We start from the raw sequence: 21,715 nt of genomic DNA, 5'->3' as shown, positions 1-21,715 counted from the left end.
CCCCCCGGCGGAGCTGCATATCGTTCGTTGTGACAGTGGCGTGACGACGTGGCGGCGCGGCTGCCGGATCGGGGTCCGATCGGCGCGGCCGGTCGCTGTCAAGTGCGGGAGGGTGGTGCGGGTGTGAGGCCGTGCCGGCGCATCACAGCGTCGAGCGCGGCGTGGTCTGGGGAACCCTCGGCCGAGGCGGCCAGGACGTCGGCGACCTCGCGGAAATAGGCGGCGCCGAAGACGCCCGGGGTAGCGATCGCCAGGAACTTCGCGTCCACGCTGCCGTGGTTGGCAAAGCCGTGGACGAGCCTACGCTGGACGCAGACGGCGTCGCCCGGACCGATGTGGATCGTCTCGCCGTCGATGGTCCAGGTCGAGACGCCGTCCAGTCCGTAGATCGTCTCCTCGAAGCCGTCGTGGCTGTGCGGCGCCGGCATCTGGACCCGCGCAGGAACATCGCACTCAAAGACGGTGACGCTGCCGTCGGAATCAGTCGCGTCGATGAGGAAGCGGACGGCCAGCGCGCCGACGGTAATCGTCTCTCTGCGGGTGTACTGCATCGTGGACCTCCCGGCGGGCGGAAGCACAAAGCTCACTCGATGACCGTACGCCGCCGGGCAGGCCCAGGCAAACCGACATTCGCGACCATCGTCGATGCGTCCACCGGGCTGCTGCTTCCTATGCGACTCGACACTCCAGACGTCACGCGGCGCCCCATCGGCGCGCTGCTGCTTTCGCCCTCAAACCGGGAGCCGTCCGGGTGTTCGGACGCAACCGGATACGAGCGGAACAACGCCTCGCCCCGCGGCCCGAGCCGAACTGCGCCGCTGCGCCGGCCACCGGTTCGACCCGGCCGGTCATCGCGGCGTTCTGCGCGAATGGGCCGCCTGGCAACTTGCCGCGTAGGCGACCCGACCTTCGCGCCCGGCTGACCGGCGATCAGCCGGGGAACGCTATGGCCGGACGGTGGTGGTCCCCGTGCTGGTGGTTGGTGTAAGGCCGGTGGGGGTGAAGGTCGCCTTGAGGTGGATCTTCACGATCCTGCCGGCTTTGAGCAGGGTGGCGCCCTTCCGGGTCAGCTTCACCTTCACTGTCGCCCGACCCGCGTGGCCGAGCACCGCGCTCGTCGACGCGACGAGCACCTGCTTGCCTCTCACCGTCGTCGACCAGTCGATCACGAGCTTGCCGGCGCTCGGGGCCGAGAACGAGAACCGGAAGCCGTCCGCCTTGACCATCGCGTTCAGCTTGGCCGCTTTGCCCGACGGCTTGAGCACCGTCGACAGCGCCGCCTTCACCTGCGCCGAGCGCGGCCCGGGGGTCACGACCGGCGTCACGGATGTCACCGGCGGGGCGCTGTTCGGTGGCGGCGGCGCCACGGACCCCGGCGCTTGAACCAGCTCGGTCGGTGCCGAGCTGGCCGGGACGCCCGGGCCGTCCGTGTACAGCGCCGTCTCCTGAACCCGAACGGTGTGTCCGAGATCGGCGGCCGTCAGGACGTAGGTCTGACCGACGGCACCCGCGATCGCGGCGCAGTTGGCGCCCGAGCCATCGCAGTCCTGCCACTGGTGGTCGAAGCCCACCGGGGTCCCGGGCCACGAGCCGTCGACCTCGGTCAGCATCCGGCCCGGTGTCGCGCTGCCCGAGATGGTCGGCGGCGCGGTGCTCTCGGGTTGCGCGACGAGCGTGAGCTGAATCGATGCACTCGCTTGCCTGCCCTGGGCATCGGTGGCCGTCGCCGGCAACGCGACGGGACCGATGCTCGCGCTTGACGACACGGCCGCGGTGAACGAGAACGTGTGGTCGCCGCCCGTGAGATCGCCGTGGGTGCCGTCATCGAACAGCGGCTGGCTCGGCGAGCCACCGATCGCGCTCAGATCCGCGGTCACGGCGAACCCGTTGCTCGGGCTCGGGGTTCCCGGCGTGAGGGCAACCGTCAGCAACGCCGAGCCGCCCTGCTGAGCCGTCGCCGGCGCCGCGGCGCCCGTCGCCGTCAAAGGGCTGACGCACGGAGATGCCGTGCTCTGCGGATCGGTCGGCGTGACGACCTGGAAGTCCGCGGCGTTGTCATCGGTGTCCTGACCCTCGCCGAGGATCCCACCCGGCCTACGCTCGAGCCCGCTGTCGGCATCCGTCGACACCGTGTCATCGTGCGGGTTCTGCACCGGCGTCCCCTCAACCAACCCCGAGAAACCCGGACCCGTCTCGTCCATCTCCGTGGTCGCGTCGAAGTACATCGCGACGGCATCGACGGTGGTGCTCGACGAATCGCGCAGCGCGATACCCACGGCGTCCGAGATCGGAACCGCCAGAGCGAGATCCGGCGCGACCGGACTGCCGGGGTAGTTGGTGCCCGCAATCAGGTAGTGACAGCCGGCCCCGAGCGTCGAGCTCGCCGGCACCGTCGCTCGCACCGTGGCCGACGCCGCCGTTGCCGAGCGCGCGTCCAGCCGCCAGCCAGAGATGTCGACGGGACGCCCGGACCTGTTGTAAAGCTCGACGAACTCGTCGCTCGAACCGCCCGGGCCACGCGTGAGGACCTCGCTGATGACGACGGTGCTCGAAACCGCGCCCGCGGGCGCCGCAACGACACCCGACAACGCCAGGACGGCAGCGAGAAGCCCCACCGTCCCCGAGACGGTGAACGTGCAACCGGCACACCACCGGGAACGGGCCACGCGCTCAGGCTACCGGTCGATGGATTGGACCGTGATCGTCCGGCGCGAGCCACGATCGCGAGCGCCACCACGCGCAACGCCATCACGCGACCCGAACCCGCGTCGCCGCGAGCGAGAACCAGAACGAGAACGGGACCGAGAACGAGAGTGCAAGCGAGCCAGCGGGCGAGGCCCAGCCCGGCCACGAGGACCCGCGCCAGCACGTCGACCACCAGTGCCCACCCGACTGCGCCGCCGGCGAGCTGCCGTAGCCAGGTGCACCCCAGGTTTCGAGCGCATCATGGCCGCGGTGCCGGGCGCGGCGACGATGACGCTCGACCGCCGGTCGTCCGCACGGGCGGCCGGCGTCCCGGCCAGGCTGGCCGCGACGGCCACGACCAGCCGCCGCGCGCTCGACACCGGGAACGCAGGCGGTCAGGCTGCTGCCAGGTCGAGAACGGAAACTCGGTGCCATGACCGGGGTGACCCGCTCCGCGGCGCTCCCGCTGGTGGCGTTGGCGTGCATCGGATGCGCACACGGCCTTCACCAGCGGTCGTTTCGGCATGCTGCCTACGCCCGTACAGACTCGGCGGACCCGCTGGTGCGCAAGCGGGTCGTGATCGGACGCTCGGTGCTCGGCCGACCGATCACAGCCGTAGAACTCGGCGATCCGGACGAGCGGCGCAGCAGCCTGGTGGTGGGCGTGATTCACGGCGACGAGCCCGCGGGGCGCGCCGTCGTCCGCCGCCTCGAGCGCGGCCCGCTTCCGCGCGCCGCGACCCTGTGGATCATCGAGGAACTGAACCCCGACGGCCTCGCCCGACACACGCGCCAGAACGCGCACCGCGTCGACCTCAATCGCAACTTCCCCCGGCGCTGGCAACCCCTCGGACGACCCGGCGACCAGCAGTACTCGGGACCTCGTCCTCTGTCCGAGCCCGAGAGCCGCGCCGCAAGTCGCCTGATCCTCGCCCTCCGCCCTCGGATCACTGTCTGGTTCCACCAGCCGCTCGCAGTGACCGATATCTCGGGAGGCGACGCGCGGATCGAACGCCGCTTCGCGGCGCTCAGCGGCCTTCCCCCGCGCCGCCTCACCCGCTACCCCGGCAGCGCCGCATCCTGGGAGAACCACCGCCTCCCGGGCAGCACGGCCTTCGTCGTCGAGCTGCCGCGCGGACGGCCGCCGGCCAGCGCGCTCGAGCGGTACGCGCGCGCCGTCCGGCAAGTCGCCGCCTGACCATCGACACGGGCGTTCAGGTTGTGGTCACACGCGGCGCGCGACCCTGCGGCGCCAGCGATGGAGCGAGCGGCGCGCGTATTGGTGGTGACCGATCGCACGGCGGCGACACCCGCGCTGCTGCGCGCGATCCGCGAGCGCGTGGCGCGCGGGCCGGCCGTGTTCCGCGTACTGGTGCCGAACCCCGCGCCCGTCGAGTGGCATCCGTTGCATCCGAAGCGCCACGACAAGGTGGAGGAGGCCGAGCGGGTGCTGCTGCGGGCGCTGCCGCGAATCCAGGACGCGGTCGACGGCGCCGTGCGCGGACGCGTATCGGTGCGGCACGACGCGATGGACGCGATCGAGGAGATGCTGCACGATGAGCCGTTCGACGAGATCATCCTGTCGATGGCCCCGCGTCGCGGAGAAGGCTGGCCGCACCTCGATCTCCCCCATCGCCTCGCGCACCTCGGCCTGCCGGTGACGACCGTGGAGGAGGCGGAGTGAGCGCGCTGGCGCCGGGGACGACGGCGGGGATCTGCGAGGACGACGACGAGCTGCGCGGGGTGCTGCGCCAGGCGCTCGAGCGTGAGGGGCTCGCCGTGCGCGCGACCGCCTCGGGGACCGAGGCGGTGCGGGCGTTCGCGGAGCGCCCGCCGGACGTGCTCGTGCTGGACATCGGGCTGCCCGACGCCGACGGGCGCGACGTCTGCCAGGCGCTGCGCGCCCGCGGCGTCGCCAGCCCCGTGCTGTTCCTGACCGCGCGCGACGCGCTGGCGGACCGGGTCAGCGGCTTTCACGCCGGCGGCGACGACTACCTGACCAAGCCGTTCGCGATCGCCGAGCTCATCGTGCGGATCCATGCGCTGCTCCGGCGCGCGGGGACGAACGCGAGCGAACCCGGCGACATCGCGCTCGAGCCGGCCGGCCACGCGGTCAGCCTCGGCGCGGCGCGCGCCGAACTGAGCGCGACGGAGTACCGGCTGCTGGCCGCGCTGGCAGCCCGTCGCGGCGCCGTGCTGCGGCGCCGGGAGCTGGTCGCCGCCGCCTGGCCACCGGGCGCGATCGTGCACGACAACGCGCTCGACACCCACGTCGCGCGGATCCGCCGCAAGCTGCGCGACGTCGGCGCGCCGGAGGCGATCGAGACCGTGCGCGGCGTCGGCTACGTGCTGAGGTGAGCCTCCGCAGGCGGCTGCTCGCGGTATCGCTGCTGACGCTCGCCGTCGGCCTCGGCGCGCTATTGGCGGTGGGCAACGTGCTGCTGCGCGCAGGCGTGCAGGCACAGGCGAGCAGCGTGCTGCGCGCGCGTGCCGAGGCGCAACTCGCCGCCCTGACCGTCAGCGGGCGACATATGCAGGTGCGCGAGACCCCGAACGACGAGGTGCTCGACCGGCGCTCGTGGGTGCTGACAGCAGACCGGGTGATCGAACGTCCGGTCGGCGTCTCGGCACAGCTCGATGCCGCCGCCGTGGCAATGGGCCGGCAGCGCCGCGTGATCGAGCGGGACGGGCCCGACGACATCCGCCTGCGCGCGCTGCCCGTGCGCGCGCCGAGCTCGCGGCTGGCGGTGGGCGCGGTCGTGGTCGGCTACGCGATGGCGCCCCTGGAGCGCCTGCAGCACGACGTCGTGATCGGATCACTGGTGTTCGCGGCGCTCGTCCTGCTGGCCGGGTTCCTGACGACGCGCGGCGCGCTCGAGGGCGCGCTGCAGCCCGTCGCGCAGATGACCGCCCACGCCGAGGACTGGGGAGCCCACGACCTCGACCGCCGCTTCGGACTCGGGCCCGCCCGCGACGAGCTGACGGCGCTGGCGGCGACGCTCGACGGCCTGCTGTCGCGCATCGCCGCCTCGCGCCGGCACGAGCAGCGCTTCGCGAGCGAGGTCGCGCACGAGCTGCGCACACCGCTCGCCGTCCTGCGCGGGCGCGCCGAGCTCGCGCTCGCGGCGCGCGGTGCGGACGCCGACGCCGAGCGCGCGGAGGCGCTGCAGGCCCTAGTCGACGACGCGACACGCCTTGAAAAGGCGGTTGACGCGCTGCTCGCGGTCGCGCGCCGGGAGCTGGACATGTCGGATGCGGCGGTCGACCTCGCCGCGCTCGCACGCGAGATCGACGGCGTCGAACTGACCGTTCACGGTCCGATCCCCCTCGCCGAGGGCGATCCCGACGTCGTGCGCCGCGCGCTCGCGCCGCTGATCGACAACGCCCGCCGCTACGCCCGCGACCGCGTCGCGCTCGAGCTCGACGTCGACGCCGGCCGAGTACGGCTCGCGGTGCGCGACGACGGCACGGGGCTTGACCCAAAGCTGGGCGAGCGCGCGTTCGAGCCGGGCACACAAGGCGAGGACTCCGGCGGCGGCGCCGGCCTCGGGCTGCCGCTCGCGCGGCGGCTCGCGCGCTCGTGCGGCGGCGACGTGCGGGCCGAGCCCGGCCCGGGCGGCTGCTTCGTGCTCGAGCTCCCCGCCGTCCAACCAGTCAGGTAGGTGTCAGGTCCCGCGCCGATGCTCGTTCCCATGAGCACTCCTCCTCACCAGGCGCGCAAGCCGCTGCGGCTCGGCCGCACGATGCTGAACAAAGTGCCGGAAGTCACCCTCTTCTTCTGGACCATCAAGATCATGTGCACCACCGTCGGCGAGACAGCCGCCGACTACCTGAACATGAACCTCGGCTTCGGGCTGACCAACACGACGATCGCGTCCGGTGCACTACTCGCCGTGCTGCTGGTGGTCCAGTTCCGACTGCGCCGCTACGTCCCGTTCGTCTACTGGTCGGTGGTGGTCGTCATCAGCGTCTTCGGCACGCTGATCACAGACAACATGACCGACCGCTACAACGTGCCGCTGACCACCAGCACGCCGATCTTCGCCGTCATCCTGGCGATCGTGTTCGCGATCTGGTATGGCGTGGAGCGCACGCTCTCGATCCACACGATCTTCACCACCCGGCGTGAGAGCTTCTACTGGCTCGCGATCCTGTTCACCTTCGCGATGGGCACCGCCGCCGGCGACCTCGTCGCCGAGAAATTCAGCCTCGGCTACGGCCCCTCGATCGCGATCTGGGGCGGCATCATCGCCGCGATCACCGTGGGCCACTACGCGCTCCGCATGAATGCGGTGCTCGCCTTCTGGCTCGCCTACATCCTCACCCGCCCGCTGGGCGCCTCGATCGGCGACTTCATGTCCCAGCACAGCCACAAGTACGGCGGCCTCGGCCTCGGCACGACCGGCACCAGCTACATCTTCCTCGCCTGCATCCTCGCGCTCGTCGCATTCCTCACCATCACTCGGCGCGACCAAACATCGCAGACCGAAACGGCATAGACCATGCCACGCGCGGGCGGCCTCGCCGCCCCGCGCTCAGGTTCCGCCCCGCCGCAGAAAGCGTGCGCAGGCCGACGCCGCGAGCACCAGCGCCGACAGGCCGAGCGCGCACGCGGTGACCAGCACAGCGACCTGCAACAGGACGCCGAAGCCCAGACCGTCGCTCGCCGCGACGCTGGAAGATCCCAACGTTGGACGGCGTCACGGGCACGACAGCGGTCACCTTGACTGCAGCGGGCCGCGCTGATCGGGGACAGAACCCGCGCATCGAGGCCTCCGTCAAACCCAGCCTCAGACGCCATGGGTCCGGTCAGGTGGCGCTTGCGTTCGTCGCCGGCAGCGTGGCCGGTTTCAGGCGGTTGTTTGGAGCCGGGTCGTGGCGTGTTCGGCGGCGTCCAAGGCGCGCGTGAGTCGTGCGGTCCGGTCGGTGTCGACCTTCTCGGGCGGTTCGCCGGCGAGGACGCGTCGGATGGCATTGAGGTGGATGCTGCGGTAGGCCGCGGCCACGAGTGCGGCGCACAGTGCCGGTTCGTCGACGCCGCGATCGCGGAATGCCTCGGCTGCGGCGGCTTCGAGGTCTTCTGCGAGTTCGGGGCTCGTGCTTGGAGGACCCGTGATCCGGCCACGAGATGCCAGAAGGCTTGCTGTTGGGACACGGTCGCGCCCAAGCCGCCCGGCGCGCCGGGTGCGACGAGTAGGTCCCGGACGGCCCGCACGGCCGAATCGGTGCTGTCCCGGATCGCTTTCTCGCCAAGCAGCCGGCGCGATCGTGGCTACCGCTACGACCGCTGGTCGCGCCGGCGCTGTCGTTCCTCACGTGTTTCGTGGCCATCACGGTGATGGGTCTGCTGTTTCTGCCGCAGCAACCGATCACCGAGACGCTCACCACCGATGCGCCGGGGCGCGCGCTCTGGCTATGCCTGCTGGTGGCCATCGGCAGCGGCGCATGCGAGGCGCTGTGGGGCATCACTCGCTCGGTTCGACGCCACCGCCGACCGACAGGCCACTGAGCCGCACGAGCTGCCGCCGACCGGGTGCGGCGCGCCGCTGCCGTTTTGTAATCCTGCTCGTTCGGTCGGTGGATCGGTACCTGTAGACGCCGCGGCCCTAGCCTATGTGCAGGAGACCGCGCCACCGGAGCAAGGCGACTCACAGGAAGGCCTTGTGTTGCTGATGGGCGCCGCCCTCACCGCAACTGCGATCGTAGGCCTAGTACTGGGCCAGCTCATACGGAAGCTTGAGCAGTCACCGCGAGCCTCTGTAGTCGTGCTAGGCCGTTTCGGCTAGCCAGACTGTCGTCAACGCCGTGCCGGTGATCCACCTCGGCCCGCAATCTCTACGGCGCGATACCGGCCTGGGGTGAGGGCTCGGGGCGTGGTCCGCGGTCACGTCGAACATTCTGTGGTGGCGCTGCGAATCGGGTTTTTCGCCGCCTCGCCTCTCGTCGGAAGCGACGTCACGGACGGTGACCTTGCCGCCTGGTTGAGCCCTCGGGACCGCGGCGAGTTGATCCGGTGCGCCGTCGAAGCGGACGGGATCAGCTTCGTCGTCGCCAACGGAATCTCCGCCACCGGCACCGAACCGCCGACGTCTCCGAGACGAAGTAGATGCTCGGCTATGAGCCCGTCGACGACGCTTGGCTGCATCGGTAGCTCGTCCCGACCTCGCCCATCTCGAAGCGGGATCCGCTCACGGCACGCCCGCCCGGCGCTGGGTGCCTGGTCCCGCGCCGCTCAGCGGGGCTCGGTCGCCGAGACCTCGGTTGCTTGATCGAGAGCCGTTCCCGGTGATTGGTGAGCCGCGAGCCTGACTGCCATGACTAAGAAGAGTCTGAGGAGGCCGTTTAAGGCGATCTCAAGCACCGCTCGCCAGCCTCGTCAGCACTTCTTCAGGGCCGCGGGGCCTTGAGCCCGGCACGACCCGACCACACGGAGGCTCCATGCCGAAGGCGATCTCCCTGCTCGCGACCGCCGTGCTTGCCGCGCTGTTGGCCGGCGGCTGCGGCACCGCTGCTGCCAGACACGACACAATCAGCGCGTCGACACGGGGTGCGCGGTCCGGCCCGCCGCCGTTGCCGCCCGCGCGCGACTTCGTCCGCATCATCGACAATCCCTGGTTTCCGCTCAAGCCCGGCACGGTGCTGATCTCCGAGGGCGAGGGCGAGGGCATCCCGGCACGGGACGTGCTGCGCGTCACCCACCGCACCAAACACATCCAGGGCATCCGCGCGACCGTCATCGACGATCGCGTCTACACGCGCGGCCACCTCGCCGAGCACACCCACGACTACTACGCCCAAGACCGCCACGGCAACGTCTGGTACCTCGGCGAGGACACCGCGACCCTCAACCCCAACGGACAGGTCGACAGCCGCGAGGGCACCTGGCTCACCGGCCGCCACGGCGCCAAGGCCGGCATCTTCATGCCCGCCCACCCCAAACCCGGCGACGCCGGCTGGCAGGAGTACTACCCCGGCCACGCCCAGGACCGCTACCGCATCCTCAACCAGCACACCGAGGTGCACACCCCCGCCGCCAGCTCCCGGCAAGCCATGCTCATCCGAGAAATCACGCCGCTTGAGCCCGGCGTCGTGGATCACAAGATCTACATGCGTGGCATCGGCACCGTCCGCGAAGAGACCGTCAAGGGCGGCAACGAGCGCTACCAGCTCGTCTCCATCCGCCCCCACTGATCCGCCGGTGGCCGCCGGGCCGGCGTCCGCGACCTGCGTCACGGACGCCCGGCCACCGGCCCGTCAAGCGCCGCGACTCGAGGTTGATCGCCGAACGCCCAACGACACCTCGACTCCCACGCCTGGCCGGTCCTCGTCGGTGACCGCCCCAACGATCATCCCCGGAGTTCACCACAGGAGCAACGCGCTATGCGCGCAACAACCCTGCCACCCCAACGCAGGCCGCCGCCCCGGTCGGGCTGCTGGCCGCCGCTCGTCCTCGGTGGCGCCACGACGGCGCAGGCCAACGCAGCGAGCGACTGTCCGGCGCTGCCGCGCCGCAGCGACCCCGTCACGCTCAACCCCGCCGACTTCAGCGCCAACATCAACAACCCGCAGTGGCCGATGACCGTCGGCAGCCGCTGGGTCTACCGCGTCACCGTCATGGCCGATGGCTCGACCAAACGGCAGGTCATCACCGTCACCCGCGAGACGAAGCTGATCGCCGAGGGCGTCCGTGCTCGCGTCGCGCGCGACGTCGTCCGCGATCACGGCGCGCCGGTCGAGATCACCCGCGACTGGTACGCCCAAGACCGCCAGGGCAACGCCTGGTACTTCGGCGAGCACACCACCGCCTACAACAAGCATGGCAAACCGACCGACAACGGCACCCGGCAGGCCGGCACGGCCGCCGACGATCGCGGACCGACAGCCTGACTACCGCGTTCGCCTGCCCGCCACAGTGCGGCTCGTGCCTCGATGCGATAGCGAGTGGAAGCGCAGGTCGCGGCGGGCGAACAGGACCGACAGCACGACAATGTTGTCGACGTTAGTTGCGGCGAACACGGCCACCGCGATGGCCGCGGTGGCCGCGGTGTCGGCGCGTGGCTCGCGACGCGCCACGGCGCACGCCTTCGACGGAGAGCGTGCTGCACGCGGTAGAGCCGATTCGGCTATTGCATTGCACCGCGTCGGGCGGGTTAAATACGCACATGCGGAGCACGAGGACGCGAATCGGCGTCGGCGCCGCTCTCGCGATCCTCCTCGCGGTCGCACTCGCGCACCCCGCGGCCGCCCAGCGGCGGAGCCGCGAGGCTGAGCAGATCATCCGGATCACGCGCCAGGTGATGCGCGAGAACCACCTCATGGCCGCGATCGTCCGCGTCCAGCGCGGGCGGCGGCCGGTCGTCACCGCCGCGCTCGGCAACACGATGACCAACGTGCCGGCGACGCCCGACATGAGCTGGCGGATCGGCTCGATCGCGATTCCGTACATGACGACCGTGATGCTCCAGCTGCGCGACGAGGGGAAGCTGAGCCTCAACGACACGGTGTCGAAGTGGTATCCGCGGTATCCGAACGCAGACAAGGTGACGCTGAAGATGCTCGCGCACGTCACCTCGGGCTATCCCGACTTCATCCAGGAGAACCCGACCTTCCAGGCGGTCCTGCTGTCCAACCCGTTCCGGCAGTTCAACCAGCAGGAGCTGCTCCGCTACGCCTTCGCTCAGCCGCTCATCTGCGCGCCCGGACAGTGCTTCCATTACGCGCACACGAACTTCATCATCCTCGGACAGATTTTGGCCAAGGTCACCCGCCAGCCGGTCGCGACGTTCATCCGCCGGCGCATCCTCGGCCCGCTGAAGCTCGATCGCACGGCCAGCTCCCAGACCGCCGAGATGCCGCCGCCGGTCCTGCACGCGTTCGGGTTCGACCGCGGTCCCTACGAGGACACGACCGGCTGGAGCCCGTCGTGGAGTATCGGCCGGGGCCTGATCCTGTATGGCGACATCAAGGACGTCGCCACCTCGGCCGAGCCGATCCTCGGCGGCCGGCTGCTCTCGCGGAGCTCGCGCCGGCAGCTGGTCGCGCCCTTCCCGACGCCGGGCCAGCCGCAACAGCCCTTCTACTACGCCTCCGGGATCATCGTCATAGGGAACTGGCGGGTCCAGAACCCCTACATCAACAACTACGGCGGCGTCCAGGCCTACCTGCCCGGCAAGCGGCTCACGATCGCGGTCGCGTCGACGGTGGGCATCGACGGCAACCGGACCGACGAGAACGTCAGCCAGGTGATCTTCCAGCGGATCGCCAAGCGGCTCGCCCCCTCGGATCCGGTGGCGTTCCCGGAATAGGACGCCCCCACGTCCCCTCCCTATGGGATCTCTGCCCCGGAGATGGCCGCGGGCACCGAGAGCCGTCGCCGCCCTCCTCCGCCGGGTCCCCGTCTTCGAGGAGCTGAGCCCGGAGGATCCCTGCACGTGGCGGAGGTGGCGGTTCCGCGGAGCTCCGCGAGGGCGACGACTCGGACACCTGATACGTGGTGCGAAACGGGCACGCACGCGCCACGCGCAGGCACCGCGACGGCCGCGTCCTCACGCTGGCGATGATTGCATTGGGCCGGGCGATGTCTTCGGCGAGCTCAAGACGATGACGACGCGGCTAAGGAACACACAGCGACATAGGCGGCGCAGAGACGCGATGGATGCCGGTCGGCGCACTCGCGTAGCGCGCCTGCCGAATGCGCGCCGATCTCGAGCCTCTAGCGAGGGGACGGGCACTCCGTCGAACGGTGCGGTTACGGAAGGTCAACAGCTGCCTGGCCCTCGCCTGCGCTTCGCCTGATGGGAGCGGCCTCAGGGGGGACGTACGAGTCGCGTGGCTGCTCGAAGACCGTGCCCCGTTCGTCCTAGAGCACCACACTTTGCGAGGGGTGTGGCTTCTCGCGGATTCCGACCGTCGGGATCGCCGAGCCCGAGCGCGGCGAGTTCGCGCTGCGTCGCGCGGACCATCGGTTCGAGGTGGCCGAAGTCCGGTGACTCGGTCGTGATCTCGGCGGCGACGATGATCTGTCGGTCGTTGACCGCGAGTTGGGCGTTGTAGCCCTGCGGCCCGGTTGGCCCTGCGTGCGCATCACGCGCGAGTCGCGATCGGTGACATTCATCAAGCCGGTCGGCACCTCGGGCAGCTCGAACGGTTTGACCATGCCGGGCGCCATCCGCCGCGATCCGTCGGCGGCCACGCCGTGCGCCCGCCAGTGTTCGTAGGCCGCGTTGGCGGCGCGGTCGGCGTCGAGTTCCTGCTCCAGGCGCCGGCACGCCTCAAAGAGCCGCTCGGCGCGGTCGCCGGAGATCGGGCGCCCTTCGCGTTCCCGCTGCGCCTCCAGCGCGCGGCGTCCCTCGCGCAACCACGCGCGGCGTCCCTGCGGGCGCGTCACGAAGTGCTGCGGATCGAGCTCTACCTCGACGCGATCCTCGTCCACGTCGTCGGCCGCCTCGGCGACCTGCTCGCGCTCCCGGTTCAGGCGCTCCCTCGCCTCGCGCAGCGCCTGGCGGCGGCCCTCGCGCGTGCGCAGCCGCTCGGGCAACTCGTCGCCGCGATCAGGGCCATAGAGCTCGTCCTCACGCTGGTCGATCTCGGCCGCCTCAGGCAGGATCGCCCGCGCGATCTGCCCGAAATCGCGGTTGGCGTTCATCGACGCGTTCCCCGACATCTTCATGCCGTCGATCGACACCACCCGACCGACGCCAGCCCGACCCGCGCGCAGAGCCCCAGCACGCCCGAGAACACCTGGCCCAGCGCATGGTCGTGGCGGCAGCGGAAGTCCGCGATCGTCGAGTGATCCGGCAGCGGGCCGACGACGTACGGGACTGCCGCATCTCGTCGAGGCTGGCCTGTGAATCCTCGGGTTGGCACGCGGCGTGGGCAGGGGTGTTGGGCGCGGGGGTTGGCCGGCCGTCGAGGGGTGATTGGTATCGGTTAGGCCGCGGGTTGCAGCTGCTCGAGGTTGACCTTGTAGCCGAGTGCTTCGAGTTGGCGTTGGAGACGGCGGGCGCGGTGTTCGGGCGAGTAGCGCTTGCGTTGCCAGTCGGGTCCGAGGTCGTGATAGGGGACGCGGTCGTGGACCACGTGGTAGTAGGCGACGAGCAGGTCGTGGCGGATCGCGCCGAGTGCGACGGGTTCCCCGCGGCGTCCTCGCAGTTGGGCGTAGTGGGCGTTGAGGTAGGTGCCTTTGGTGCGTACCGCGGCGCGGGCGCATTCGGTCAGGACGTCGGTCAGCCAGCGCGGGGCGGGGCGGGTCCGTCCCGAGCGCCTGCGGCCGGCGGATTCGTGATGGCCGGGGCATGCCCCGGCCCATGAGGCGAAGTGCGCGACGGTGGGAAAGCGCGTCATGTCGAGCCCGCATTCGGCGATCAGGACCTGGGCGGCATGGATGTGGACCCCGGGGATCGTGCACAGCAGTTCGATCAGGTCGTGGTGGGCCTCCATGACGGCGGCGATCCGCTCGCTGAGGTTGGCGATCGCGGCATCGAGCCTGTCGATGTGCGCGAGTAGCTGCGCGACCATGACGCCGTGGTGCTCGATCTGGAAGCGGCTGGCGAGCGCTTCGCGCAGCTGCGGGATCTTCTGGCGCATCCTCGCTTTGGCGAGCTCGGCGAGTTGCTCTGGGTCGCTGATGCCAGCGAGCAGCGCTTCGAGCATCGCGCGCGCGGACTTCGAGTAGGTGGTCGAGGCGACGCTGGAGAGCTTGATGCCGGCGTCTTGAAGGACCTTCTCGTGGTTGAAGGCGGCGAGAAGGTCTTCGTCGAGGTCACCGGTCCCACGCTGGCGGCCTGGGACCTGCCGGACGGGCAAGCGTGCATGGTCCTGACCGCTCGCAACGGGCGCATCGTGCGCATGCAGGACCACCGCAGCCGCGCCGACGCGCCCGCCGACGCCGGCCCGGCACCGAAGCCAAAGCCCCAGCCGCCCGCGCCGCCCGAGCACACCGAGCCCGGCTGGGACCACGTCCGCGGCCTGATCCCCTTTAACCACGTCGCCAACGTCGAGGCCTCGATCGCCTTCTACCAACGCCTGGGGTCCCACGTCACCGGGACGGACCCAGAGGGCACCCCGCAGCTCGATTGGGCGGCGCTGGAGTCCGACCAGGCACGCCTGATGTTCGCGCGCGCCGACGCACCGATCCACGCGCGCCAACAGGGCACGAAGTTCTACCTCTACGCCCCGCGACCTCTTCGCGCTGCGCGAGCGCCTCGTCGCCGACGGCGTCGACGCCGGCGAGATCGTCGACGGCACGCCCGGACCGAGCGCCGGGATGCGGCTCGAAGACCCGGACGGCTACGTCCTCATGATCGCCCAGACCGAGCCCGGAGGCCTCTTCGGCCAGGACTAGCGACCGCTCCAACGCCAGCACGCGACGTCCACCAGCGACGCTGGCAGGCGATGGGAGCAGCGCAGCCGGCGCTCCCGGGTACCCCATCCGGTGCGCGAGCTTCATGGGAGCGCGGTCCACCGAGGTAGGCGTCCAACCGCGGTGCGATCGGAGGTTGGCCGACAGACTGCCCGCAGCGGCGGACGCTCAGGGCGGCTTCCGTGCTCCCGGATCATGCTCGGCGTGCGCCTGCCACGCCGCGCCGAGCACGGCGCCGAGCACGACGATCGCGCCGATGAGGAAGAACCACGTGAGGAGGCTGAAGACCACGCCGATCGTGCCGTAGGTGTGGCTGTCGGAAGTCAGGATCGGCGAGAAGTACACCGACGAGAAGAACCCGAACGCGAGCCAGAGGACACCCGAGGTTATGGCCGGCCGGACGAGGCGGCGCCACCGGACGCGCCCCGAGAGGAGAAAGTGCAGCGTCCACCAGAAGAAGACCGTCGTCGTGACCAGCCCGACGATGTCGAGAACGGCGGGGCCCGCGTCGTGCTTGACCGGGCCATTGATCACGCCGTCGAAGACGAGCAGCGCGAGCACCACCCCGATCCAGGCGATGCCGCGAGGCAGGTTGCGCCAGCCACGAGCCTCTTGGCCGAAGATCCGCTCGTAGACGAGCTGAAGCGAGCTCACGACAGCGACAACTCCGCTGAAGCAGAAGAGAAAGCCGGTCAGGATCGGCTCGACGCCATGCGCCGGTGTACCGCGAAAGAGCGTGCCCACGATGTGCGCGCCTTCGCTGTTGAGCCCGATGTGGCGGCTGAGGTCGTCGTCGATCCGCTCGTTGGCGAGTGAACTCAAGAGGATGATCAATGGCAGAGCCGACCACAGCAGCGAGGCCCCGAAGATCGTGATCCAGCTGACGAAATCCAGGGCCTTGAGCTCACGGCCGAGCTCCCCTGCCCACGATGCCCGGTAGCGCTCGCGGATCGCGGCGGTGCGCTCGCGTGCCCGGTCACGCAGCTGGGGAGCAGCTTTGCGGTCCGTCGAGCGCATAGACACAGGAGAATCCTCCTCCTAGCCAACGCGCGCGTCGAGGATGCTCACCACCGTCCGGGTCGTCCACATGCGCATCGAAGCGTACGTTCACCGCGCGGCATTCCCGGGAGCACGGCGAAGACCCGCTGATGCTGCACGGGCACCGACAGCTCACGCCCGTCAGCCTGTCCGATTCGGTCATCGACGCTGCCCGCGGCCACCGGCGCTACCGCATCGAGGCAGATCCGACAGCGTCGCCTGCATCCAACGCGCACGCGGTCCTCGCGCGAAGCGACAGCGATCGGGCGGCGGCGAGCGTCCCATCCCGCGACGCCGAACCCAGACACGAGTCCGACGTTGCGCGCGATGGCGCCTTCCAGGTCAGCGCCGGCCGCGGTGAGCCGGACGGTTGGCGTCGCGGTCGCCGCCGTAGTTGAGCCGGTGGCGGTTCGTGCGTCTCGAGGAGGCCCGGATCGGGCTGGCGCCGCAGAGCGCGGCGAACGCGCCGTCGTTGCGCACGCGTTCGATGTTTTGGCCGGCGGTGATGAGCAGCTGGCCGGCGTGGCCGGTGGAGACCGCGAGCAGGCTCGTGGTGCGCGGCGCCGCGGTGGCGATCAGCGGTGCGAGCGCGGCGTCGAGCTGGGCGATCTCGCGGTCGAGCTCGGCGACGCGGCGACCGATCGAGCGCAGCGCAAGCTTGGCGGCCTGCTCGGGCTCGTGCAGGCGGCTGGTGTCGGGGACGTAGGCGCCGGCAGAGCGTGGCGCGGCCCTTGGTCGTCTTGCGCGTGCGAAGGTGTTGGCGCAGATCGTCGGGGGCGGTGACGGTCATCTCGGAGAGCTGGCAGAGCGCGGCGCTGCGCGCCTTGACCGCGCTGTCGCGGGCCAGGCGCAGCTGGCGGATCGCCTCGACGATTCCGTCGGTGGCCTTGGGTTCCACGTGTGCGGCGCCGGAGAGCGCGTGGCGGGCGGCCTGCTCGGCGTCGATGGGGTCGGTCTTGCCGCGCCGGCGGCGGGTGTGGGCATGCGGGCGGTTGACCTCGGCGATGCGGATGCCGGCCGCTGGCAGCTCACGAACCAGCCCAGCCGCATAGCCGCCGGTGGACTCAACGCCGACCAGCGCGATCGGCCCGAACTGCTCGAGCCAGGCCCTCAGCGCCCGATAGCCGGCAGGCGTCGTCGGGAACGTCTTGGTCCCGAGCAGCCCGCCGCGTCGGTCCAAAGCGGCGGCGACGTGCGTGTCGGTGTGCGCGTCGACGCCGCCGATGATCTCGCCCGCGATCTCCGTCATGCTGGGCCTGCCGTCCTTTCTCTTGAGCGGGCGGCACCGCCCGGGCGGGCGGACAAAACAGTGACGAGGCACTTGTCGCAAGCAGGTTCCGATGAGGTCACGACCGCCCAAACCGGCCGCCCTTGGTCGCGGCCTTCAAGGCGCTCGAGCCGAGAACGACAGGTCCCAGGAACGACACCGACAGGGTCAGTTTCACGGTAGGTCAGAGCCGACCCAACCGCCTGACCGCCATCTTCACTCTTTCACGGAGACGCTGAGGCCAGGATCATGTCCTGGTGGCGTGGCGAATTCGAAGACTCAGGATCTTCGGGGCTCTGATCGGACGCGACGCCGAAGCGCTCCGGTCCCCACGCGAGGCGCAGCGCATGCTCGAGGCACGTCACGACGAGCTGCGCGTGCTCGCCGAGGAGCAGGCCGCCCTACGGCGCGTGGCCACGCTGATCGCTCACGAGACCCCACCCGACGCCGTGTTCGCCGCCGTGGCGCGGGAGGTCGGCGAGGTGCTCGGCGTGGCCGCCACGCACATAGGCCGCTACGACCCGGACGGCACGGTCGTCAGCGTCGCGCAGTGGGGCTGCTACGCGGGCGTCCCGATCGGGGCGCGCTTTCCGCTCGAGGGCGACAGCGTGTCGGCGCGGGTGCTGCTGACTGGGCGACCGACACACATGGAGAGCTACGAGGACGCCCCCGGCGTCATCGCGGCCACGATCCGGCAAATCGGCATCCGGTTCTCCATGGGCGCCCCGATCTCCGTCCGGGGGCGGCCGTGGGGCGTAATGATCGCCACGTCGAAGGATGTCCCGTTCCCTGTCGAGACCGAGTCGCGCCTCCAGGACTTCACGGAGCTCGTGGCGATCGCGATCGCGAACGCCGAGGCGCGCGCCGAGGTCGATCGTCTCGCGGAAGAGCAGGCGGGACTGCGACGCGTGGCGACGCTGGTCGCGCGCGGCGTCCCCCCGGCCGAGGTCTTCGAGGCGGTCGCGCGCGAGGCCGGTCAGCTCCTCGGCGTCGATGCCATGCATATGGGCCGCTACGACGACGGTGCGGCGATCAGCGTCGCCGGCTGGAGCCGTGCGGGCGATCACCTGCCGGTCGGCACGCCGGTCGAGCTCGACGGGACCAACGTCGCGTCGCTCGTGTTGCAGAGCGGCCGACCTGCGCGGATCGACGGTTACAGCCCTGCGAGCGGCGCGACCGCCGAGCGGCTGCGCCACCGCCTGGGCGTCTACTCCTCGGTCGCCGTCCCGATCCTCGTCGACGATCGGCTGTGGGGCCTGATGATCGCCTCCTCGAAGCAGTACCAGCCGCTGGCGGCCGACACCGAGTCGAGGCTCTTGGGCTTCACCGAGCTCGCCGCGGCCGCGATCTCGAACACCGAGGCGCGCACAGAGCTTGCCGCCTCGCGCGCCCGCCTGGTGGCCGCTGCCGACGAGGAGCGCCGGCGCGTCGTGCGCGACCTACACGACGGTGCGCAGCAGCGACTCGTGCACACCGTGATCACGCTCAAGCTCGCGGAGCGCGAGCTGGTTCACAAAGGCCGAGCGTCCGAGCTACTGAAGGAGGCACTCGCACACGCTCAGAGCGCTACCGCGGAGGTGCGCGAGCTTGCCCACGGCATCCTGCCCAGCGTTCTCACGCACGGCGGGTTGCCGGCAGCCGCCCATGCGCTGGCCTCACGGATGACCGTTCCGGTCGAGATCGATGTATCGGCGCCCCGTCTGCCCGAACAAATCGAAGCCACCGCCTACTTCGTCATAGCGGAGGCGCTGACCAACGTCGCAAAACACGCCCGCGCGCAGCACGCGACCGTCACGGGCCGCGTGGACAACGGCTCGCTGCGCATCGAGGTGCGCGACGACGGCGAGGGCGGAGCGCGGACCGAAGGCGGTGGCCTGATCGGGCTGCGTGACCGGGTTGCGACGCTCGACGGCACGCTGACCATCGACAGCCCGCCCGGCGGCGGCACCGTCGTGACCGCGACGATCCCACTGCCCGCGCGCGGTTGAGACGGGCAACGTGCCAGCACGCTCACCAACGTGGCCGTCCTTCGACGTCCCGTTTGCCCGACGACTCCTCGCGACGTACGGAGGCGGCGGCACACCCACCCCGTCTCGGTGATCGACGCCGCCGAGAGGTCCGAGAAGGACAATCTCCGCCGGACGTGACCGTCCGGCGCGGCTAACAGCCTCTCGGCCACGCCGACCCGCTGCCAGCCGCACCCGGAGTCGACCTCGTCGCCGATCTCCGTTGGCGCGGTGCTCGAGTCGCGTTCGCTGGCGCGGTCGGGGGAGCTCGCCGCGCGGGAGCGCTCGTCGGAGACCCGGCGCACCTACGCCGTGTATCGGACCTTCGGCGCCTTCCTCCGCCGGGCCGCGACGGCCGGAGCCGTCACGCCGGCGGCGGTGCAGGCCTACCGTGCCCGGCTCGAGCAGCTCCGCGCCCACGCGCTAGCGGCGATTATGTGTAGTCCGCCTGCCAGAACGGGCATATCAACCTCATGGCAACGACTCGAGCGAAGAAGCGATTCACGCTTCGCGGGCGGTCGGCAAAGACGGGGCGCTTTATCCCTCTGAGCCTCGCTCGCAGGCGCAAGAGCACCTCGGTCGTCGAGCGAATCCGATCCGCCGACGTCGCCGCAGCAAGTAGCACGTGACCCACGGCGAGGTCGCCGCCGGCGATCCGGTCGCGGTGCTGTTCGTCACGACAACCGACCGAGAACGCTCTTTAGCCGGTCCGCGTTCGCGAACAGTTGCGAGGCGGCGAGCTTGAACACCGTCTCGATCTCGAACGCCTTCAGTTCCCGCCACTCCGGCCGCTCCGTACGCGCCCATGAGACGGTTGAAGACGGGGCCGTCCATCGACGCGCCCGAAACGTTCTCCTCCGGCTCGTGCAGGACAAGCTCGACGTCGCGCTCGCACGCCCAGCCCTTGCTCGCCTCGCGCTGCACCTCAGGGCTGATGTAGCTCTCGCCGCCGCGATCGCCAACGCAGCTGCGACCCGCCGAGGAGCTGACGGAGCCGTGTGCGCGCCTGACGGCGGTCGAGCTTATCGGGGGCCTACGTATGCACCCGCGTCGTCTTGTTTGCCCGCCGACCCAAGCGACGTCAGCCAGCCGCAACCCGAACGCCGGGTGCTCGAGCGCGGGAACCCAGCAACCGTCACGCCACGGACGGGACCCTGGTGCCCGTGCGCCTCGCCGCGGCTCGCAGGCCAAGAAACGCATCATCCGTCGGTCTCTATCCGCGAGTGACTTTGGCCCCGAGTTGGCCGCGAACGGCCCCAGAACGGCCCCGAAATCGGGGATTCTCAGATATTTTCGCGGCAGGCGAAAGCGGCTATTTGCAGGGATTCTTACGATCGAGGAGTCCCCGTAGCGGAATCATATTCCGCGTGTCGGGGGTTCGAGTCCCTCCTCCGGCATCACCGTTTCCCGCCGCTTTCAGCGCCTTTGCAGGACTTTCTCGCGAAGCGCTTTCCGGGCGGTCCGGCCCCAACGGACCCCAGCAGACCCCTCTCGGGGGCCGGTTGTGTCCACTTCTGTGTCCACCGGGGCAGGGTTCTAGGGCTGGGCGCTAGAGGGTCCATGGCGAACTTCCGCAAGACCCGTACGCCCGGCGTCTACGTCTCGCACTCGACCCTCTGCCCGGCGAACGAGGACCCGTCGGCGCGCTGCCGGTGCGCACCGTCATGGCGGGGCCGCTGGCGCAACCCGGTCACCGGCAAGCCTGAGTGGCAGCGTCCGGTCGTCAAGAACCGAGCCGAGGTGCTGTCCTGGCTCGCTGCCGGTGAGACCGGCGACGCCTCGCTCGCGGCGCAAGGTCCGAGCTTCGAGCAGTTGGGCAACCATTGGATCGACGGCGTCGAACAGGGCCAGATCGGCCGCCCCCGAGGCCGCGGCAACGCCTACTCGGACACGACGATCGAGGGCATGCGCCGCTCCTGGGTCTACCTGGTCCGCCCCGAGTTCGGTCCGCGGATTGCGTCCGAGATCAGCGAGATCGACTGGCAACGCTGGATCGACGGACTCGCCCGCAAGGGCCTCTCGCGCTCGACGATCGCCAAGCACGTTGAGGCGGGCTGGGTTCTGCGGAGACCGGGTTTGTTGGTTTCCTCTCTTGATCAGAGAGGGATGATCGTCTCGGTCCGTCGAGCGTATAGGGCCTCGAATTCGGCGGGCGGGATGTCGCCGAGGGACTCGTGGAGGCGCTCGGCGTTAAACCAGGCGACCCATTCGACGATCGACAGCTCGAGCTGAGTGCGCGTTCGCCAGACGCGGTCGGCGATCAGCTCGGTCTTGACGGTGTCGACGAAGCTTTCGGCCATGGCGTTGAGGCTCCTATGTCAAGAGCGGGATGGTTCTGGCGTCGTTGAGGTCGGCGAT

18 protein-coding genes and 1 tRNA gene are annotated in these 21,715 nt (G+C 70.4%); 11 read left to right on the top strand and 8 right to left on the bottom strand.

Translation table 11 applies throughout. The features are described from left to right. Positions 1–98: 98 nt before the first annotated feature. Together H958_RS0123825 and H958_RS0123820 are read right to left on the bottom strand one after the other, a co-directional pair. Positions 99–551: a cupin domain-containing protein gene (locus H958_RS0123825; RefSeq protein ID WP_028060486.1), complete on the bottom strand. Its 453-nt coding sequence runs from the start codon at positions 549–551 to the stop codon at positions 99–101. 393 nt (positions 552–944) lie between these two features. Continuing rightward, complete coding sequence (locus H958_RS0123820) at positions 945–2,666, bottom strand: lamin tail domain-containing protein (RefSeq protein WP_081686212.1); 1,722 nt, start codon at positions 2,664–2,666, stop codon at positions 945–947. A gap of 452 nt (positions 2,667–3,118) precedes the next feature. Between H958_RS0123820 and H958_RS43960 the strand changes: the two genes are divergently transcribed. The 5 genes from H958_RS43960 to H958_RS0123795 all read left to right on the top strand — a co-directional run bounded on the left by H958_RS43960 (position 3,119) and on the right by H958_RS0123795 (position 7,184). Then, on the top strand, positions 3,119–3,883 hold the full coding sequence (locus H958_RS43960; protein WP_081686211.1) for a M14 family zinc carboxypeptidase: 765 nt from the start codon (positions 3,119–3,121) through the stop codon (positions 3,881–3,883). A gap of 87 nt (positions 3,884–3,970) precedes the next feature. Further along, complete coding sequence (locus H958_RS0123810; RefSeq protein ID WP_156028219.1) at positions 3,971–4,369, top strand: hypothetical protein; 399 nt, start codon at positions 3,971–3,973, stop codon at positions 4,367–4,369. After that, complete coding sequence (locus H958_RS0123805; protein WP_028060483.1) at positions 4,366–5,043, top strand: response regulator transcription factor; 678 nt, start codon at positions 4,366–4,368, stop codon at positions 5,041–5,043. Before H958_RS0123810 ends, H958_RS0123805 begins: the two co-directional genes overlap by 4 nt. After that, positions 5,040–6,347 carry a sensor histidine kinase gene (locus tag H958_RS0123800; RefSeq protein WP_028060482.1) on the top strand — a complete coding sequence of 436 codons (1,308 nt, stop codon included), beginning with the start codon at positions 5,040–5,042 and terminating at the stop codon, positions 6,345–6,347. Before H958_RS0123805 ends, H958_RS0123800 begins: the two co-directional genes overlap by 4 nt. 30 nt (positions 6,348–6,377) lie before the next feature. Further along, positions 6,378–7,184 (top strand): COG4705 family protein, encoded by an 807-nt coding sequence (locus H958_RS0123795; protein ID WP_196807525.1) that lies wholly within the window; start codon positions 6,378–6,380, stop codon positions 7,182–7,184. 351 nt (positions 7,185–7,535) lie between these two features. Here the strand turns inward: H958_RS0123795 and H958_RS46675 are convergent, their stop codons facing one another. Further along, on the bottom strand, positions 7,536–7,691 hold the full coding sequence (locus tag H958_RS46675) for a hypothetical protein (protein ID WP_156028218.1): 156 nt from the start codon (positions 7,689–7,691) through the stop codon (positions 7,536–7,538). 317 nt (positions 7,692–8,008) lie between these two features. Between H958_RS46675 and H958_RS0123780 the strand changes: the two genes are divergently transcribed. From H958_RS0123780 to H958_RS39905, 4 genes are all read left to right on the top strand, one after another. Continuing rightward, on the top strand, positions 8,009–8,194 hold the full coding sequence (locus tag H958_RS0123780; RefSeq protein ID WP_028060480.1) for a hypothetical protein: 186 nt from the start codon (positions 8,009–8,011) through the stop codon (positions 8,192–8,194). A gap of 929 nt (positions 8,195–9,123) precedes the next feature. After that, entirely contained in the window at positions 9,124–9,876 is a 753-nt protein-coding gene (locus H958_RS39915; RefSeq protein ID WP_156028217.1) for a hypothetical protein, read from the top strand. Between the two features lie 384 nt (positions 9,877–10,260). Further along, complete coding sequence (locus H958_RS46670; RefSeq protein WP_156028216.1) at positions 10,261–10,572, top strand: hypothetical protein; 312 nt, start codon at positions 10,261–10,263, stop codon at positions 10,570–10,572. A gap of 275 nt (positions 10,573–10,847) precedes the next feature. Next, complete coding sequence (locus H958_RS39905) at positions 10,848–11,990, top strand: serine hydrolase domain-containing protein (RefSeq protein ID WP_051324744.1); 1,143 nt, start codon at positions 10,848–10,850, stop codon at positions 11,988–11,990. A gap of 554 nt (positions 11,991–12,544) precedes the next feature. Here the strand turns inward: H958_RS39905 and H958_RS0123755 are convergent. The 4 genes from H958_RS0123755 to H958_RS49330 form a co-directional block, all read right to left on the bottom strand. Then, positions 12,545–13,372: a hypothetical protein gene (locus H958_RS0123755; RefSeq protein ID WP_028060478.1), complete on the bottom strand. Its 828-nt coding sequence runs from the start codon at positions 13,370–13,372 to the stop codon at positions 12,545–12,547. A gap of 242 nt (positions 13,373–13,614) precedes the next feature. Further along, positions 13,615–14,823 (bottom strand): transposase, encoded by a 1,209-nt coding sequence (locus H958_RS39900; RefSeq protein ID WP_231379355.1) that lies wholly within the window; start codon positions 14,821–14,823, stop codon positions 13,615–13,617. A gap of 391 nt (positions 14,824–15,214) precedes the next feature. Continuing rightward, entirely contained in the window at positions 15,215–16,063 is an 849-nt protein-coding gene (locus H958_RS0123745) for a YhjD/YihY/BrkB family envelope integrity protein (protein WP_028060477.1), read from the bottom strand. 208 nt (positions 16,064–16,271) lie between these two features. Continuing rightward, the gene (locus H958_RS49330) at positions 16,272–17,333 is read right to left on the bottom strand and encodes an IS110 family transposase (protein WP_081686210.1); all 1,062 of its coding nucleotides are present in this window, start codon (positions 17,331–17,333) and stop codon (positions 16,272–16,274) included. Between the two features lie 365 nt (positions 17,334–17,698). Between H958_RS49330 and H958_RS39890 the strand changes: the two genes are divergently transcribed. Next, positions 17,699–19,339 (top strand): GAF domain-containing sensor histidine kinase, encoded by a 1,641-nt coding sequence (locus H958_RS39890; protein WP_051324742.1) that lies wholly within the window; start codon positions 17,699–17,701, stop codon positions 19,337–19,339. A 1,316-nt stretch (positions 19,340–20,655) separates the two neighbouring features. After that, positions 20,656–20,754 (top strand) — tRNA-Ser (locus tag H958_RS46665). A gap of 699 nt (positions 20,755–21,453) precedes the next feature. Here H958_RS46665 and H958_RS49190 read toward each other — a convergent pair. Continuing rightward, positions 21,454–21,657, bottom strand: coding sequence for an integrase core domain-containing protein (locus H958_RS49190; protein ID WP_051324763.1), 204 nt, complete (start codon positions 21,655–21,657; stop codon positions 21,454–21,456). Between the last annotated feature and the right edge of the window lie 58 nt (positions 21,658–21,715).

Source organism: Candidatus Solirubrobacter pratensis (assembly GCF_000425945.1).
Taxonomy (GTDB): domain Bacteria; phylum Actinomycetota; class Thermoleophilia; order Solirubrobacterales; family Solirubrobacteraceae; genus Solirubrobacter; species Solirubrobacter pratensis.
This window is presented reverse-complemented; position numbering and strand designations above follow the sequence as displayed.